This is a genomic window from Streptomyces sp. NPDC058619 (genome assembly GCF_042717785.1).
GTDB lineage: Bacteria > Actinomycetota > Actinomycetes > Streptomycetales > Streptomycetaceae > Streptomyces.
Genome location: NZ_JBHXQN010000058.1, coordinates 1 through 14,438, shown reverse-complemented (window position 1 = coordinate 14,438; position 14,438 = coordinate 1). Strand labels below are relative to the sequence as shown.

At 69.0% G+C, this 14,438-nt stretch carries 11 protein-coding genes; 6 read left to right on the top strand and 5 right to left on the bottom strand.

What is annotated here, in order from left to right; genetic code table 11:
* Positions 1 to 619 precede the first annotated feature (619 nt).
* Positions 620 to 2,068 (top strand): S26 family signal peptidase, encoded by a 1,449-nt coding sequence (locus ACFWTC_RS32700; RefSeq protein WP_384029647.1) that lies wholly within the window; start codon positions 620 to 622, stop codon positions 2,066 to 2,068.
* 646 nt (positions 2,069 to 2,714) lie between these two features.
* Positions 2,715 to 3,029 carry an integration host factor, actinobacterial type gene (gene mihF, locus ACFWTC_RS32695; protein WP_383900346.1) on the top strand — a complete coding sequence of 105 codons (315 nt, stop codon included), beginning with the start codon at positions 2,715 to 2,717 and terminating at the stop codon, positions 3,027 to 3,029.
* 500 nt (positions 3,030 to 3,529) lie between these two features.
* Here the strand turns inward: mihF and ACFWTC_RS32690 are convergent, their stop codons facing one another.
* Together ACFWTC_RS32690 and ACFWTC_RS32685 are read right to left on the bottom strand one after the other, a co-directional pair.
* Complete coding sequence (locus ACFWTC_RS32690; RefSeq protein WP_384029649.1) at positions 3,530 to 3,805, bottom strand: isoamylase early set domain-containing protein; 276 nt, start codon at positions 3,803 to 3,805, stop codon at positions 3,530 to 3,532.
* Between the two features lie 458 nt (positions 3,806 to 4,263).
* Entirely contained in the window at positions 4,264 to 5,406 is a 1,143-nt protein-coding gene (locus ACFWTC_RS32685; RefSeq protein ID WP_384029651.1) for a PucR family transcriptional regulator, read from the bottom strand.
* Between the two features lie 1,121 nt (positions 5,407 to 6,527).
* Here ACFWTC_RS32685 and ACFWTC_RS32680 point away from each other — a divergent pair.
* Complete coding sequence (locus ACFWTC_RS32680) at positions 6,528 to 7,481, top strand: TAXI family TRAP transporter solute-binding subunit (protein ID WP_384029653.1); 954 nt, start codon at positions 6,528 to 6,530, stop codon at positions 7,479 to 7,481.
* 8 nt (positions 7,482 to 7,489) lie between these two features.
* Here ACFWTC_RS32680 and ACFWTC_RS32675 read toward each other — a convergent pair whose 3' ends face one another.
* Both ACFWTC_RS32675 and ACFWTC_RS32670 read right to left on the bottom strand, forming a co-directional pair.
* Positions 7,490 to 8,959 (bottom strand): ATP-binding protein, encoded by a 1,470-nt coding sequence (locus ACFWTC_RS32675; RefSeq protein ID WP_384029655.1) that lies wholly within the window; start codon positions 8,957 to 8,959, stop codon positions 7,490 to 7,492.
* Positions 8,960 to 8,964: 5 nt separating this feature from the next.
* Positions 8,965 to 9,675: a response regulator transcription factor gene (locus ACFWTC_RS32670; protein ID WP_384029665.1), complete on the bottom strand. Its 711-nt coding sequence runs from the start codon at positions 9,673 to 9,675 to the stop codon at positions 8,965 to 8,967.
* Positions 9,676 to 9,882: 207 nt separating this feature from the next.
* Here ACFWTC_RS32670 and ACFWTC_RS32665 point away from each other — a divergent pair, with 207 nt between their 5' ends.
* The 3 genes from ACFWTC_RS32665 to ACFWTC_RS32655 all read left to right on the top strand — a co-directional run bounded on the left by ACFWTC_RS32665 (position 9,883) and on the right by ACFWTC_RS32655 (position 13,639).
* Complete coding sequence (locus tag ACFWTC_RS32665; RefSeq protein WP_384029657.1) at positions 9,883 to 12,000, top strand: TRAP transporter permease; 2,118 nt, start codon at positions 9,883 to 9,885, stop codon at positions 11,998 to 12,000.
* Positions 11,997 to 13,001 (top strand): TAXI family TRAP transporter solute-binding subunit, encoded by a 1,005-nt coding sequence (locus tag ACFWTC_RS32660; RefSeq protein ID WP_384029659.1) that lies wholly within the window; start codon positions 11,997 to 11,999, stop codon positions 12,999 to 13,001. The genes ACFWTC_RS32665 and ACFWTC_RS32660 overlap by 4 nt, the downstream gene beginning before the upstream one ends.
* Positions 13,002 to 13,174: 173 nt before the next feature.
* A complete protein-coding gene (locus tag ACFWTC_RS32655; RefSeq protein WP_384029661.1) occupies positions 13,175 to 13,639 on the top strand; it encodes an ATP-binding protein in 465 nt (154 codons plus the stop codon).
* Here ACFWTC_RS32655 and ACFWTC_RS32650 read toward each other — a convergent pair.
* On the bottom strand, positions 13,616 to 14,438 hold an 823-nt coding region (locus ACFWTC_RS32650; protein ID WP_384074902.1), incomplete at its 5' end, for an ISAs1 family transposase. The two genes, ACFWTC_RS32655 and ACFWTC_RS32650, sit on opposite strands and share 24 nt — an antisense overlap.

Below are 14,438 nucleotides of genomic sequence, written 5' to 3'. Positions count from 1 at the left end.
TCCAGCAGTGGACCTGCAACGGACAGGCCGGATCCAAGCTGTACGACACCACCGCCTGAACACACCAGCGGCTTCGCAGGTGAGTCAGAACTCACCTGAAAAACCAGCTGTCCCCTACCGAACCTGGATCGCGCCGAGCCCACCGCCATCCCAGGCGGACAACCCATTGACCGCCTGAGAACCCCCGACCGCGGCGTAGCGGTCCGGGCCGGGCCCCGCTCCCCGGCCTCGCAGCACGCGGCCCCACCAGCACCGAAGCCCTGTGAGCCATCCAGGCTCACAGGGCGTCCGTTGTACTCGGGCGGGTCGAGGCGCTCTGACCGCATCGGTTCGCCGGGTCGCTCAGGTCGCAGCGTGTGCCGTATGCCCGTGTCCCAGCCGTCCCAGCGCGTTGGACGTTGGGGGTACCGGGGGCCTACTTGTCTGGACGTGGCCGTAGGGTGCACCCGTAGATCACCGAGGGGGGAAGCAGCACGTGGGGCAGCGGGAGAGCGTGGATGTACGCACGGCGGGGCGGCCGCTTCGCAGGACCGCCGGTGACGCTGTCCGTGGGCACGGCCGGGTTGCTCCTGGGCTCCTCCACGCCGCCTCCGGGTACGGCTACGACTACGCGGACACGATGGCCGACGACTCAATGGCGCCGGCCCACCCGCGTGGCGAGTTCTTCTATGCCGATGCCGTCGACGGCAGTGCGGTACGCCACGGGGACGTCGTCGTCTTCGACCCGGCCTACTTCGACACCGGCGAGATAACAGTGGTCTCCCGGATCGTCGCGCTGGCCGGACAGACCCTCGCCTACAAGGCCGGCGACCCGCACGTGACGCTCGACGGCAAGGCACTCGAGGACCCGTACACCGACCACGCCGTCGTCAGCGGCGGCTCGGACGACTTCGAGGTGACGGTGCCCCAGGGCCGGCTCGTCGTCCTCCCCGACAGCCGCACAGAACCCCTCAGCCACCAGTTCGGACCTGCGGAGGGCAGCGATTCCTCCTACGCACCCGGGACGGACCTCCTCACGGCGGTACGCTTCCGCGTCGTCGGTACGGAGTCCGACCCCACAGCCATCATGGTGGCCAACAAGGCCGTCACCTACGGCAGCCTGCTCCTGATACCCGCGAGCTGGGCGACGGCCTTCGCCTCGCGCCTCGTACGCAGGCGGGCCGAGGCAGCAGTCATATACCCCGAGCTGATCCCGGCAAGAACGCTGCGCACCGTCCACCGGGGACCGGGGGGGACCTCTCAGGCCCGCGCGCTGCACCGGCGTCACCATCGCAATTCGAGCACCCATACGATGTGCGGCATGATCGCCCTGTCCGTGGACACCACTTCGCAGAGTTACGCCGCCGGCCAGGTCTTCGGCACCGTCGCTATCGCCGCCGTCGCCCTTGTACTGCTCTGGCGCCTCACCAACACCTGGCGCAACCCGTCATCGTACGGAACCGCCGGTCCCGACGAGATAGCCGCAATGCTCGCCAAACGCCGGGCCGTCGTCATCGGAGTGATGCTCCTGATCGCCGGAATGTCGGCCGTGAAGGCCGCGGTCTCCTACCATCCCGAACCACGGGCCGCGGAAGTCGAAGCCGCCGCTGCGGACGCTGAGCAGCCGCGCACTCCCACCGTCCCGGAATCCTTCGCGGGCTACCGGCTGATGACAGGAGAAGCCGCCGCCCGCGCCGAGGCCAGCGTCCTGGCGGGCAGGCCGCTCCCTGCGCCCGTCAAGATCTCGTACTACGACAAGGGCGGCGACACGATGTTGCACGCCCTGTTCATCCTCAACAGCACTACCTGGGACCCCGAAATGGCCGACCAGAAAGCCAGCGAGTCGATCTCACAGGAGTTCCGCAACTTCTTCGCCGGCGCGCGAGCACACGACGTGACCGCGTTCGACCCGGGCCCCGAAGGCGGCCGCCTGAGCTGCGGATACTCCCCCACCCCGGGCGGCGAGGACCAGGCCGTGTGCGTATGGAGCGACGCGACCACCTTCGGCTCACTGCGGCTGACCGACCCCATCAGCCTCACCGACGCCGCCGACACCACCACCGCCCTGCGCACCGCCACCATGCGCTGACCCACACGCGACGACGACGAAGCCGGCGCACCACGGCCGGGCGGCGGACACGAACCACCGGCCGGGCAGTACGACGACGCCGTGGAGCGCCATCCACCTACCGGCGGCTCCCCTCGCACCAGGACGCGGAGACCATCCCGCTGCAGGAGTGCCGCGCGCACGGGGACACCACACCGAGCGCGTCCGCCACCTGCAGAGGTGGCCGCAGCCCCTCCGTCGGTGCCATGGCCGGGGGCGCGTTTCCACTGCTACTTGAGCGCGGCGGGCTGCAGGTCAGCCCGCCGGCGCCTCCACGTCTTCGCAGTTGCCGTTCAGAGCGGCCTCGGGCGGACTCGCGATCGCCGCCTCTCAGTGCTCCCGCTCCCCCGCGACATCCGCAGGGCCGGCTCGGCGTACGCGGTGCCGGCGGTCGATCCGGACTGAACCGCGAGGACGTACCGGCGGCCGGGCTACAGCACCGCGTATCGGTCCGCGTCCTCCGTGGCGTGTCCCGCCGTTCTTCTTTTCCTTCTTCAGCGCGACCCCGGGCACCACATGGCTGCCGCGCAGACGCCCTGCATATCAATTGATGACAAATGCGGTAGCAGATCGCTCCGACGGGAGCGTCATGATGTTGAGTACAGCCCTACGACGAAAGGATCACACCATGTCAATGCCCGTGCTGACCCCGGCTCAGAGGGCCGAAGCACAGCGAAAGGCCGCAGCCGTCCGCAAGGAGCGCAGCGAACTGATGGCCGCGCTGAAAGCCGGCGAACTGCCCCTTACGGCCTTGCTGAAGCGGGACGATGCGGTGGTCGGCAGGATCCGGGTACGCCGCGTCCTTCAATCGCTCCCCGGCATAGGCGCCGTGCGCGCCGGTCGACTCCTCACCGACCTCAGCATCTCCGACACCCGCCGCGTCCAAGGGCTCGGCCCCAGGCAACGCGCGCGACTCCTCGAACTCTTCCCCCGCCAGGTCTGACACGGGTCGACCGACGGCGTGCCGCGAGTTGATGGTGAAGGAACAACGGGGCCTCGTTCGCTGGTGGCTGGCGCCGCCTCACCAGAATGGGGGTTGTCGCACACAGGGCATGGGCAGGTCTTCCTCGCGAAGGCTCGAGTCTTTGAGCCGATCAAGGCATCGCGGTCACGGGCGTTCAGGGCGCAACGGAGGGTCGTGCCCTACTCCTCGGCCCGGCCCCGCTGTGCGTCCGCGTCGCCCCCGGTCAGCGAGCCACCCCTGAAACTGATCAGCGCCGACGGAGGACGGGCGTGATGGTGCTCCTCGGGCTCCTCGACGACGCCGAGTTGCCCGAGGGCATCCGCTGGGCCGCAGGAGAGATGCGGTTCCGCCTCGGCGACCGCCTCGCCTGAACCCCGGGGCCTCGCCGGCGCCCACCCAGTGCCACCAGTTCATGAGTGCCCGTATCGGCGAGAAGGCCCGCGACGAGGAAACCGGGCGCCTCGGGGTGTCTTGTCGTGTCAGGTGTGCAGGAGGCTGTTGATGCCGTCGTGGCCGTCGGCGTGGTCCTCGTCGAACCAGTAGTGACCCGCTGCCAGGTATCGGAAGGAGTGTACGCCCCTCGCCGGCAGGCCGACCGTGACGGCGCGCATGCCGTCACCGCGGGCCTGAAGGACGTGGGCGCCGGGCTTCCACTCGTTGAAGTCACCGACCACGCTAACCGGACCGGGCGGGGTGTCGGCGGGCAGAACGAAGGTGACCTGCGCGCGGTCCTTGACCTTCCTGCGTTCGAGCATGACGGAGAACTCCTGCAGACGAGTGGGCTGTTTCGCCTCATCCTGCCACCCGCATCGAAGGCAGGCACCCGCACGCGGCCGCGCCCGGCCCCGGCTTCACCCACCCGGCACGCAAGGTGACGGGGCCCTGACACCCGCCACCGAAACCGCCGCGCGGTGACAGCGACCGGATGACAGGACCGGGCCGGGCAGATGTGTCAGGTGTCAAGTCCAGGGAACCCGCCCTGGGGAGCTCGGGGGCAGCCTCCCCGGGACGGGTCGTGTACCCGGCGCTCTCAACGGCCACCGGCAGGAACGGTTCCGCAACCGTCAACCCCACGCCGCTCGCCTTCCCCATGTGGGCGCGCCCTGGCCGACGGCAGGGCCGCGCGGGCGACGCCTGAACGACGCCGCTCGCGCGTTTGGCGGTCGCGCCGTCTCTGCGCCGAGGGAGCCGGAGCCACGCTGGACTGCTGAGGTCACAGGCCGTTGACGCGGGCTATCCTTTCCGCGGCCAACGGGGTGAAGTTCGCCGTGATGACGCGGCCCGTTTTGCGTCCCTGCCGCCGCGAGTAGGGTATTCGCGCCTGCGCGATGAGCCGGCGGCTACGCAACGTCATCTCCAGTTCGAACCGGGTACGAGGATCACGTAGCTGCGGTCCGAAGAGTTTCTCCAATTGCCGCATGCGGTATCGGACCGTCTGGGGATGGACGCTCAGGGCCTTCGCGGCTTCAGGGGCGCCTCCGCGTTCGAGCCAGGCGAGCAGGGTCACCTCCAGCCGCTCGCTCTGGCGTGGGGTCAGGCCATCCAAGGGCCGGAGCCATTGGGCGGCCAGTGCCTGGGCCAGTGGTTCGTCCTGTAGGAGGATCAGAGTGGAGAGGTGGTCGTCGACGAAGTCGGCCGGGGTGTCCTGACCTTGGCGGGCCGGGGTGAGGGTGAGCAGGCGCTGGGCCCAGCGCAGGGAGGATGCGGTGTCTGCCGGGGGGACCTCGTGGCCCACGGCTGCGATGCGGCCGCGCAGCGGGGTCTCCAGGCGTGCCCGGGCGTCCGGGCCCGGGGTGCGGCTTGGGACGAGCAGGCAGGGCTGGCCCGCGAACATGCCAGGGAGTGAGTCGTGTAGTGCGGCTGCGAGCTGTTGCGTTTCTCCGGGGGTGGCTAGTATGACGCCCCGTATGGCGGGTGGGAGGGACCAGCCGGCCGCTTCGGCCAGCTCGGCGAGGGTCTGCTGCGGGGTGGCTCTGGCGTCGGTGAGGGCGTTGAACAGGTTTTGACGTGGCCGGTCGGGCGGTGCGGCATGCCTGTCCCGTGCGGTGACGCGGTCTGTTGCCCGCTGTCTACCGCGGTGCGCGGTTCCGGGGCCGGTGTGGCGGGTGGGTTCCCGGTTTTCTCGGGGGCTTGCCTCGTGCTTTCCGTCGTGCCTGATGTCGTTGTCGTGGCCGGGGCGGGGATCGTCGCGGCTGGGGTCCTGGTCACCCGGTTGCTGGTAGCCAAGGGCGGTGAACAGGGCTCTTTCAAGCGAGCGTCTGAGCGTTTCGTCGTCGATGGTCTCGTTGTGGTTGACGAGTGCGGATAGTTGCGGTGTTCCTTGCTGCAGCTGTTCCAGTATCTCGTCGGCCAGCACGGGCAGTTCCGTGCGCAGGACGCGGATCCACTCGCCTGGGGGACGGGACCAGATGCGGTTCAGGAGTTCGCACATCATTTCCTCGTTCTTGCGGGGGTGAGGCCCGCTTGGGGGGGGAAGGCGACGATCAGCCAACCGGGGGGCTGGTCTGGCGTCGGTCCCCTGTTTTGGGGCGTTGGTGCCTTCGACCTCTGTGAGGAGAGGGCGCTTCTTGGGGCTTTCTTGCGGATTGCTTCGTTTCTGCCGCCTGGACGTGGTAGATGGGGGATGGCACGGTGACGCCGTTCCCTTGTTGGAGGAGGATCTTCCGGATTGTTCGATGTGCGGAGACACGTGCGGGAAATTGTCACCTTTCGATAAATTGCGTGGAGATGCTGTGTGTCTCCACGATCCTGTCGCTCCCGCCTCGTCAAGCCGTTGCGGTGACTTGGCCGTTGTGCGGAGCCGGCGGCCCGGGCGGGGTGGCAGGCGAAGCGCTCTTGGTGTGGGAGCGTTCCCTTGCCCGGCGGATCATTCGAGCGGGAAGGGTCCCACACCCCGTCACCGCTGGCCTCACGCTGCTGCGTTGGGCGTCGGACGTTCGACCAGCGCGCTCAGAGCCGGAGCATTGTGGTCTTGGACGAGGCTGTCGGTTGCCCGTACGTCGGCGGCGTGCGGGCTCGCTGCTCGCCCCGTGCGGGTGTAGGCGGTGGCGCGGAAGCTGAGGCTGGGTGTCGCCGGTCTCGCGCCTGAGTTTCCCGCACCGCGCCGAGGCTGAGGAGCAGCCGGGTGGGGACGGCGTCGCGCCGTGCTGGAGCGGACGCCGCGGTCCGGCTGGCGGTCGGGCACCTGCAGGCTTCTTGCGAGCGAGTGCGCCGCCTTGCAGTGTGTCGGCATGGGGGCATGCCTCTCGACGGGCCCGGCAAGGGTGAGGCCCGCTGGGCAGGCTGTAAAACCGTCTGCCAACGGCAGCCGGAAGTGTGCCGGAACCCGTTTGGGGCGTGCGCTGCCATGGGAAGGTGGCGGCCCTCCTTCGGAGGGCAGGAAGCTGTCGCCCTCTGCGTCGGAGATATCCTGATTTGCGACACGCGTCGATGCCGAAGGCCCGGACCGGGCGGTGCGCTGTCGAGGGAGGTGGTCCCATGCGGGTGGCGCGTCTACTCGTGGCCGCGCTCGTCTTGGCGCTGCCCATCGCGTGCTCGGACGGTGATGTGCCGGATCGTCCGTCCGGCCAGATTGCCGTGGCCACCGGTAATCCGGGCGGCGTGTATGCGGAGTACGGTGCGGGCTATGCCGGTGTCATCGGGCGTCGGTTGCCTGACGCGTCGGCGCGGGTTGTGCACACCGGCGGGAGTGTCGAGAATCTGCGCAAGGTGGAGGCCGGTCAGGCGCAGGCGGGTTTCGCTCTCGCCGATGCCGCCGCTGACGCTGTCGCCGGGCGGCCGCCCTTCTCTCGGCGTCTGCCGGTGGTGGCGCTCGCCGCGTTGTATGACAACTATGTGCAGCTGGTGGTCCGTGCGGACAGCCCGGTGCGCAGTGCGAAGGCGCTGCGGGGGCTGCGGGTGTCCGTGGGTTCCGACGGTTCGGGTACGGCGCTGATCGCTGAACGCATTCTGAAGGTCGCGGGGCTTTCGCCGGCGACGGATGTGACGTCGTTGCGGCTGAATGTGCGTGAGTCCGCGGCCGCTCTCGCGGCCGGGCGGATCGATGCGTTCTTCTGGAGTGGTGGTCTGCCGACGGGGGCGATCACCGAGCTGCGCCGCGGTACGGAGATCCGGCTGGTGGACCTTGGTGACGTGGTCGGGGAGCTGACGCGGGCCTATGGCGAGCTGTATACCGAGACCACGGTGCCTGCTGTGGTCTATGGTGCGCAGAGCGCGGTGACGACGGTGAGTGTGCCGAATTTCCTGGTGGTTCGGCGTGACATGGCGGAGTCTAAGGCGTACTGGCTGACGCGGTTGCTGTTCGACGGACAGGCGCAGCTGATTCGGGCGCATCCGGAGGCTCGGCGGCTGGACCGGCGGTCGGCGATCGCCACTGATCCGTTGGAGCTGCATCCGGGTGCTGCCCGCTGGTATCGGGAGGCGCATCCCTGAGGACTGGGTCAGGGGGTGGCTGCGGGCGGCTGAGGGGCGGGTGGCCGGGTTGCGGCGGGTAGTCGTACGGTCGCGGTGAGTCCGTGGGGTTGTGCCGCTGCCAGGTGGAGTTCGCCGCCTCCGGCTTCCACGAGTATCCGGGTGAGGGCGAGTCCGAGGCCGGTGCCGGGGACGTTCTGGTGACGTGTGCTGCGCCAGAATCTGCTGCCCGCCTGCGCGAGTTCCTCCGTCGTCAGTCCGGAGCCCTGGTCCTGGACGGTCACCTCCACGGTGCCGTGTCCGTTGTCCGCTGTCCGCCCGTGGGGCGGGCTGGCGGTGTCGTGGCTGGAGGCGTGTGGGGCGTATGTCACGCAGATGTCAACGGGTGAGCCGTTGCCGAACTTGAGCGCGTTGTCGAGGAGCGTGTCCAGGGTCTGGTCGAGGCATTCGGGCAGGGACAGTGCGCTGATGCCTGCGGGGATACGTGTGGTGAGGGGGACGTCTTCGGCGTCGAAGGCGGCCCGCCAGGCGTCGGCACGGTGGGCGACCACGGCTGATACGTCGACGGGTGTCCGTTCCGCTTCGGATGCCTCCGCTCTGGCCATGCGCAGCAGTCCGTCGAGCATCTGGCCGAACCGGTCGGCCTCTTCTACCGCGCTGTGGAGTTCGTGCAGGCCCTGGGGGTCGTTCACGAAGTCTTCCAGGTTCTCCACTCTCAGGCGTAGCGCGGTGAGTGGGTTGCGTAGCTGGTGGGAGGCTTGTGCGACGAAGGCGCGCTGCTGTTCCTGGGAGGCGTGCATGCTGTCGGCCATGGCGTTGAAGCTGTTGGCGAGGCGGCGAAGTTCTGGGGCGCCGGCCCGGTCCGAGACGTGGGTCTTCAGCCGCCCCAAGGCGACTTCGTGGGTTGCGCGGTCAAGTTCGTGGACGGGGCGCAGTACCCAGCGCACGACTGGGGTGGCGACGGCGATGAGGACGATGGCGAGCGCGGTGAGGCTGCCGAGTATGACGAGGGTGAGGTGGTCGGCGACTTCGGAGCGGGCCTGGTCGGTGGGGGAGACGATCAGGACGGCGCCGAGGATGTGGCCGTCTCGTTTGATGGCGTCGGCGTGGATGAAGGGGCGGTCGTCCCATGGCCATACGACGCTGGGCCGTTCGGGGGGCCGGTCGGCGAGGGCTTGGAGGAGCGCGGAGCGTACGGCGGGTTCTTCGAGGTCGATGGGGTGGGGGGCGACGACGGCTGTCTTGCGGTCGGCGTCGACGATGGCGACTTGGGAGTCGTACAGGCCGGTGTAGCGGGCGGCGGCGGCTTGGAGGCGGGCTGTTCGTCCTGTTTCCAGGGCGTTGGCGGCCAGGTCGGCGAACCAGGTGCTGTCCTGGACGCGTCCGGTGAAGGAGGTTTGGATGGTGCGGTCGGCGGTGGCTCGTACGAGGGGCACGCTGAGGGCGACGATGAGGCCGGCGACGAGGGCGCAGACGATGACGAGGAGCCGGCGGTGCATGGGGCTCAGCAGCCTGCTGCCGCGGGCGGCAGGGTGGGGGGCGGGGCGGCGGGGTCGGTGGTGAGGCGGTAGCCGAAGCCGCGGACGGTGCGCACGAGGGCTCCGGTGGGTCCGAGTTTGCCGCGCAGGGTGGCCACGTGGACGTCGAGGGTGCGTGACATTCCGTCGTAGGCGGTCTGCCACACCTCCACGAGGATCCGGTCGCGGGATACGGCGGCGCCGCCGGCGCGGACCAGGACGGCCAGGATGTCGTATTCCTTGCGGGTCAGGGGTACGGGCTGTCCGTGGAGGGTGACCGTGCGTTGTGCGAGGTCGATGGCGAGGCCGCCGTGGAGGGTGAGGGGGGGTTCTTGGGGCGGTAGGTGGTTCATGCTGCGGCGTAGGACGGCTTCGATGCGGGCGAGGAGTTCGGCGGTGCCGAAGGGTTTCACCACGTAGTCGTCGGCGCCGCTGCGTAGTCCGCGGACGCGGTCGGGTTCGCTTCCCCGGGCGGTGACGGCGATGACGGGGACGCCCCCGCGGGCGCGTAGTTCCCGGCAGACCTCGATGCCGTCTCGGTCCGGCAGGCCGAGGTCGAGCAGGACGAGGTCGACGGGGGGTGCGGAGAGGGCCTGGGCGGCGTTGGCGGCGCGCTGGACGTCGTAGCCGTTGCGGCGCAGGGCGCCGGCGAGGGCTTCGGCGACTCGGTTGTCGTCTTCGACGACGAGTATGCGCAACGCGTCCTCCCGGTGCTTTCCCGGCTGGTCCTGCGCCCGGGGGAACGTGTGCGGTGCGGGGCAGGGCACGGCCTTTGATACCAGCGTAGGAGTGATCCAGGTCACTGAATCCTAAACCTACGTTAAGAGGGCCGGCGTTCTCTGTCGCCTTCCGGTCACGGCTGCCACGGTCTGAGGTATCGCAGCGTTCAGTCCGAGGAGGCCATCATGGGCATGGTGCAAGCGCCGTCTGGACCGGGACAGCGGACAGTCGAGGACCTGGTGGCCGAGTTCGACCAGGAGCGGCCCGCCCGCAAGCTTTCCCCCGCGGTGTCAGGGGCCGTGTCCGCGGTGTGTGCCGTGCTGTCGGTCTTCGTGCTGTACGCGATCTTCTTCCCCGTCGCCAAGGGCGGCCAGTACTACCTGACGCTCTTCCTCGCCGCGACGCTGCCACTGATCTTCTTGACCCACCGTGGAACGGTGCGGGTGCCGGCTTTGGCGCTGCCGTGGCGCCGGGGCGCAACGGCGGGTGCCTCGGCGGGGGCGGTGAGAACGGCATGGCGTGACGACCCGGGCCTGTCCGACTGGATGCTGGCCGGCTGCGCCCTCGCGGTGTGCCTCTACCCGCTGCTGGAGTTCGACGCCTTCATCGAGCGGCGTCAGCTGCCCACCTCGCTCGACGTGGCCATGGGCATCGCCATGATCCTTCTTGTGCTGGAGGCGTGCCGGCGTACCACCGGCTGGGTGCTCCCCGCCTTCTGTACGGGGTTCCTGCTGTACGCGTACTACGGCGGGCTGCTCCCGTACCAGTGGTCGCTGGCGCACGGCGGCTTCGACGTCGCCGCGATCTCCGCCCACTTCTTCATGAGCACCGACGGGGTCTACGGCGTACCGCTGAATGTGGCCGCCACCTACATCGTGCTGTTCACCATCTTCGGCGCCGTGCTGGACATGTCAGGGGCGGGGAAGTTCTTCATCGACCTGTCGTTCGCGGCGTTCCGCGGCTCCCGCAGCGCCCCCGGACGCACCGTGACGGCGGCCGGTTTCCTCCTCGGCACCGTCTCGGGTTCCGGTACCGCCACCGCCGTCAGCCTGGGATCGGTCGCCTGGCCCATGTTGCGTAGGGCCGGCTACAGCAAGGAGGCGGGCGGCGGAGTTCTGGCCGCCGCGGGCATCGGCGCGATCCTCTCCCCGCCCACCCTGGGAGCCGCGGCGTTCGTCATCGCCGAGTACCTCAAGACCAGCTACCTCACCGTCCTGCTGTACGCGCTGGTGCCCACGCTGCTGTACTACCTGGGCATCCTTCTGGCCGTGGAGATCGACGCCCGCAAACACCAGGCGCGGCCCGTGATCGACGACGAAGCCGTCTCGGCGTGGAGTCTGCTGGGACGGTTCGGCTACCACTTCCTGTCCCTCTTCATGATCATCGGTTTCATGGCGATGGGACTGCCCCCCTTCCGGGCCGTGGTCTACGCCACCGCCCTGCAGTTCCTGCTGTCCTTCCTCGACGCCCGACACCGGATGACCCCGCGTCGGCTGTACGCGGCGCTCGCCGAGGGCAGCAGGTCCGTACTCCCGGTGGTCGCCACCTGCGCCGCCGCCGGCATCATCGTCGCCGTCGTCACCCAGACCGGCCTCGGCCTGAACCTGGCCTCCGTCATCGTCAACGCCGCCGGCATGTTCGGTGACAACCCGACGGTGGAACTGGTCGTGACGGTCATCTTCGCGGCCCTCGCCGTGTCGGTCCTCGGGCTCGCGGTCCCGGTCACCGCCTCGTTCATCATCTCCGCGGTCATCATCGCTCCCGCACTGCTCACCTTGGGCGTGAGCATGCCCGAGGCGTACATGTTCATCTTCTACTACGCCGTACTGTCCGAAGTCAGCCCGCCCACGGCGCTTGCCGCGGCCGCCGCGGCCGCCATCACCGGCGGCAACCCTATGCGCACCATGGTGGCGACCTGGAAATACTCGCTTCCCGCGTTCCTCGTACCGTTCGCGTTCGTCCTCACCGACAACGGCTCCCGACTCCTGGGCACCGGAAGCCTGACAGGCGTCCTGTGGACGACTACAGTCTCCGCCCTCGCCGTCGCCGCGCTCGCCGCCGCCACCGGAGGCCGCCTGCTCGGCCCGGCAGGCCCCGTGGAGCGTGGGCTGTGCGTCATCGCCGCCCTGTGCCTGCTCTACCTCGAACCCGCCGCGATCACCACCGGCCTCATCGCCCTGGCCCTCGCCGTAGGTATCCGCCTGGTACGCCGCGGGCAGCGCTCCGCCACACCCCGCACCACAGATCCCACAGGTCCCGGCCTTCAAGCCGAAGCCGTCACGGAAGGACACCTCCCCTCATGAAGCACCCCACGCGAACCACACGCCTGGCCGTCCCCGCCCTGGCCTTCGCGCTCGCGCTCGCCGCGACCGCATGCGCGGGAGGCAAACAGGACGAAAAGGGGGCCGCGAACAGTGGAAAGGGAGGGCGGCTCACCATCGCCACCGGCCCCACCACCGGCGTCTACTACCAGATCGGCGGCGGACTCGCCGAACTGATCTCCGACAACCTCGACGGCTACCGAGCCACCGCCGCCACCACCGGCGCGTCCGTGCAGAACATCCAAGGCCTCCAGGCCGGAAGCTATGACATCGCCTTCTCCCTGCTCGACACCGCGCAAGACGCCGTCGAAGGCAAGGGAAGCTTCGACAAACCACAATCCATCGAAGCCCTCACCCGCCTGTACCCCAACTACACCCAGATCCTGGTCCGAGCCGACTCCGGGATCACCTCCCTCCGCGACATGAGAGGCAAACGAATCTCCACCGGGGCACCCAACTCCGGCACCGAGGTCATCGCCAGACGGCTGCTGAGCGCCGCCGGCCTGGACCCCGTCAAGGACGTCTCGGCGCAACGACTGGCCCTGCCCGAATCGGTGGACGCCATGAAGGACAACACGATCGACGCGCTCATCTGGTCCGGCGGCCTGCCCACCAGCGGCGTCACCGACCTCGTCACCAGCCTCAAGGACAAAGTCCGCTTCCTCGACGTCACCGCGCAACTCCCGGCGCTGAGCAACACCCACGGCGGCGTCTACCAGAAGGGGACCATCCCCGCGGCCGTATACCACCAGCCCGCCGACGTGCCCACGATCGTGGTACCCAACGTCCTGCTCGTCAAAAAAGGCTTCGACCCCCGACTCGCGGGAAAGATCGCCGACCTCGTCTACGACAAGAAGAACGCCCTTGAGAAAGTCAACGCCGCCGCCACCGAAATCGACCCCGCCCAAGCCGGCAACACTGCCCCCGTCCCCCTCAACCCCGGCGCCGCAAACGCGCTCAAGACCCTCACCCAAAGGCCCTGAAAACCCACACCCCAACCCCCGACCCAGACCCCGACCGGCGGCCACCAGACCACCAGCGACCCTTGTGCCCACTCCCCCGGGCAAGCCCCCACTCCCCCGCGATCCACTGCCCAGGGCGCCCGCGTTCCCCGGCCCACGTGCCAGACCGCCGCCCTCCCCCAAGGGTGATCACGATGTGCCCCACCAGACCGTCACACTCCCGCAGCTTCCCGATAGCCGCGGACATACATGCAGTACCGAAAACCCGCCGGCTCGTACTCGCCGTCGTCCACGGATGGAACCTGCGACTGACCGGCGAAACACTCGACGAACTCGCCCTGCTGTGCAGCGAGATCATCACCAACGCCGTACGCCACACCACCGGACCCTCCACCGTCACCGTCCTGTGGACCGGCACACGACTCCGCGTCGAAGTCACCGACACCGCACCCGAGTCGCCCTCCCCACAAGAATGCACACACCACGCCGAGAGCGGCCGCGGCCTCATGCTGATCGCGGCCATCGCCACCGACTGGGGCACCACCCCCACCCCAACGGGAAAAGCCGTCTGGTTCGAAATGACACCACCGCCCCCCACCCAGGGTCATTGCATGATCGAGATCTGTCCGGGTTCGTCAGGTGAGGCCGAGGGCCTGTAGGGGTCGGTTGTAGTTCCGTCCGGTGTGGCGGAGGGCTGCGGCGATGTTGCTCCCGCCGTCCTGGCGGAAGACGCCGATGGCGAGGTTGCGCAAGGAGGCCATGGCGCGGGGCAGGGTGCCGGTGCGGACCTTGGAGTCGTCCTCGCGGAAGGTGCGGTCACGGACGTGGTGCAGGAGGTTCTCGATGCCCCAGTGGCCCCTGATCCAGGTGGCGAGTTCGGCGTAGGTGGCATCGAAGACGCTCAGGCTGGTGATCAGGTAGACGCGCTCGATGGTCAGCTTCCCGGTGCCCATCTCGCGCCGCCGGCGTACGACCTGGATTGCCTGGCGGGCGCCGGGGTAGTCGATGTGACGGAACGCCGCGACCTTGAGTCGGCGGACCTCGTCGCGGTGTTGGGCACGGTCGCGGGTGCGGTGCCCGAGCGGGATGTCCCGCCAGGGCAGCCCTTTGACCTGGGCATACAGACCCGGATGGTTCTTCTTGGCGACGGCCAGGTAGTGGGCGCCGCGGCCGATCAGGTAGGTGCCGTGACCGTGCTGGGTGTGCAGAGCCTCGGTGGTCAGCACGGCGTTGTGAAGATCCAGGGTGTCCAGCAGGGGCTGGAAGGAAGGGATCTCGTTGCTCTTGGAGGCGACCTGCCGCTGGGCCAGGACCACGCCGTGGTGCTCCATCGCCGCCAGCAGTTGGATCGCCGTGGCGGTCTTGGCGCGAGAGCCTCGTACTGCCTTGCCGTCGACCGCGATCACTCGTCGTACCGACCGCGTCACCTCCGACTGGGGTGGCGGGATGGTTCTGGCC

Coding starts and splice junctions, on each gene's coding strand:
- ACFWTC_RS32700 (WP_384029647.1), top strand. CDS start 620: ATGGCCGACGACTCAATGGCGCCGGCCCACCCGCGTGGCGAGTTCTTC.
- mihF (WP_383900346.1), top strand. CDS start 2,715: ATGTCAATGCCCGTGCTGACCCCGGCTCAGAGGGCCGAAGCACAGCGA.
- ACFWTC_RS32690 (WP_384029649.1), bottom strand. CDS start 3,805: ATGCTCGAACGCAGGAAGGTCAAGGACCGCGCGCAGGTCACCTTCGTT.
- ACFWTC_RS32680 (WP_384029653.1), top strand. CDS start 6,528: ATGCGGGTGGCGCGTCTACTCGTGGCCGCGCTCGTCTTGGCGCTGCCC.
- ACFWTC_RS32675 (WP_384029655.1), bottom strand. CDS start 8,959: ATGCACCGCCGGCTCCTCGTCATCGTCTGCGCCCTCGTCGCCGGCCTC.
- ACFWTC_RS32665 (WP_384029657.1), top strand. CDS start 9,883: ATGGGCATGGTGCAAGCGCCGTCTGGACCGGGACAGCGGACAGTCGAG.
- ACFWTC_RS32660 (WP_384029659.1), top strand. CDS start 11,997: ATGAAGCACCCCACGCGAACCACACGCCTGGCCGTCCCCGCCCTGGCC.
- ACFWTC_RS32655 (WP_384029661.1), top strand. CDS start 13,175: ATGTGCCCCACCAGACCGTCACACTCCCGCAGCTTCCCGATAGCCGCG.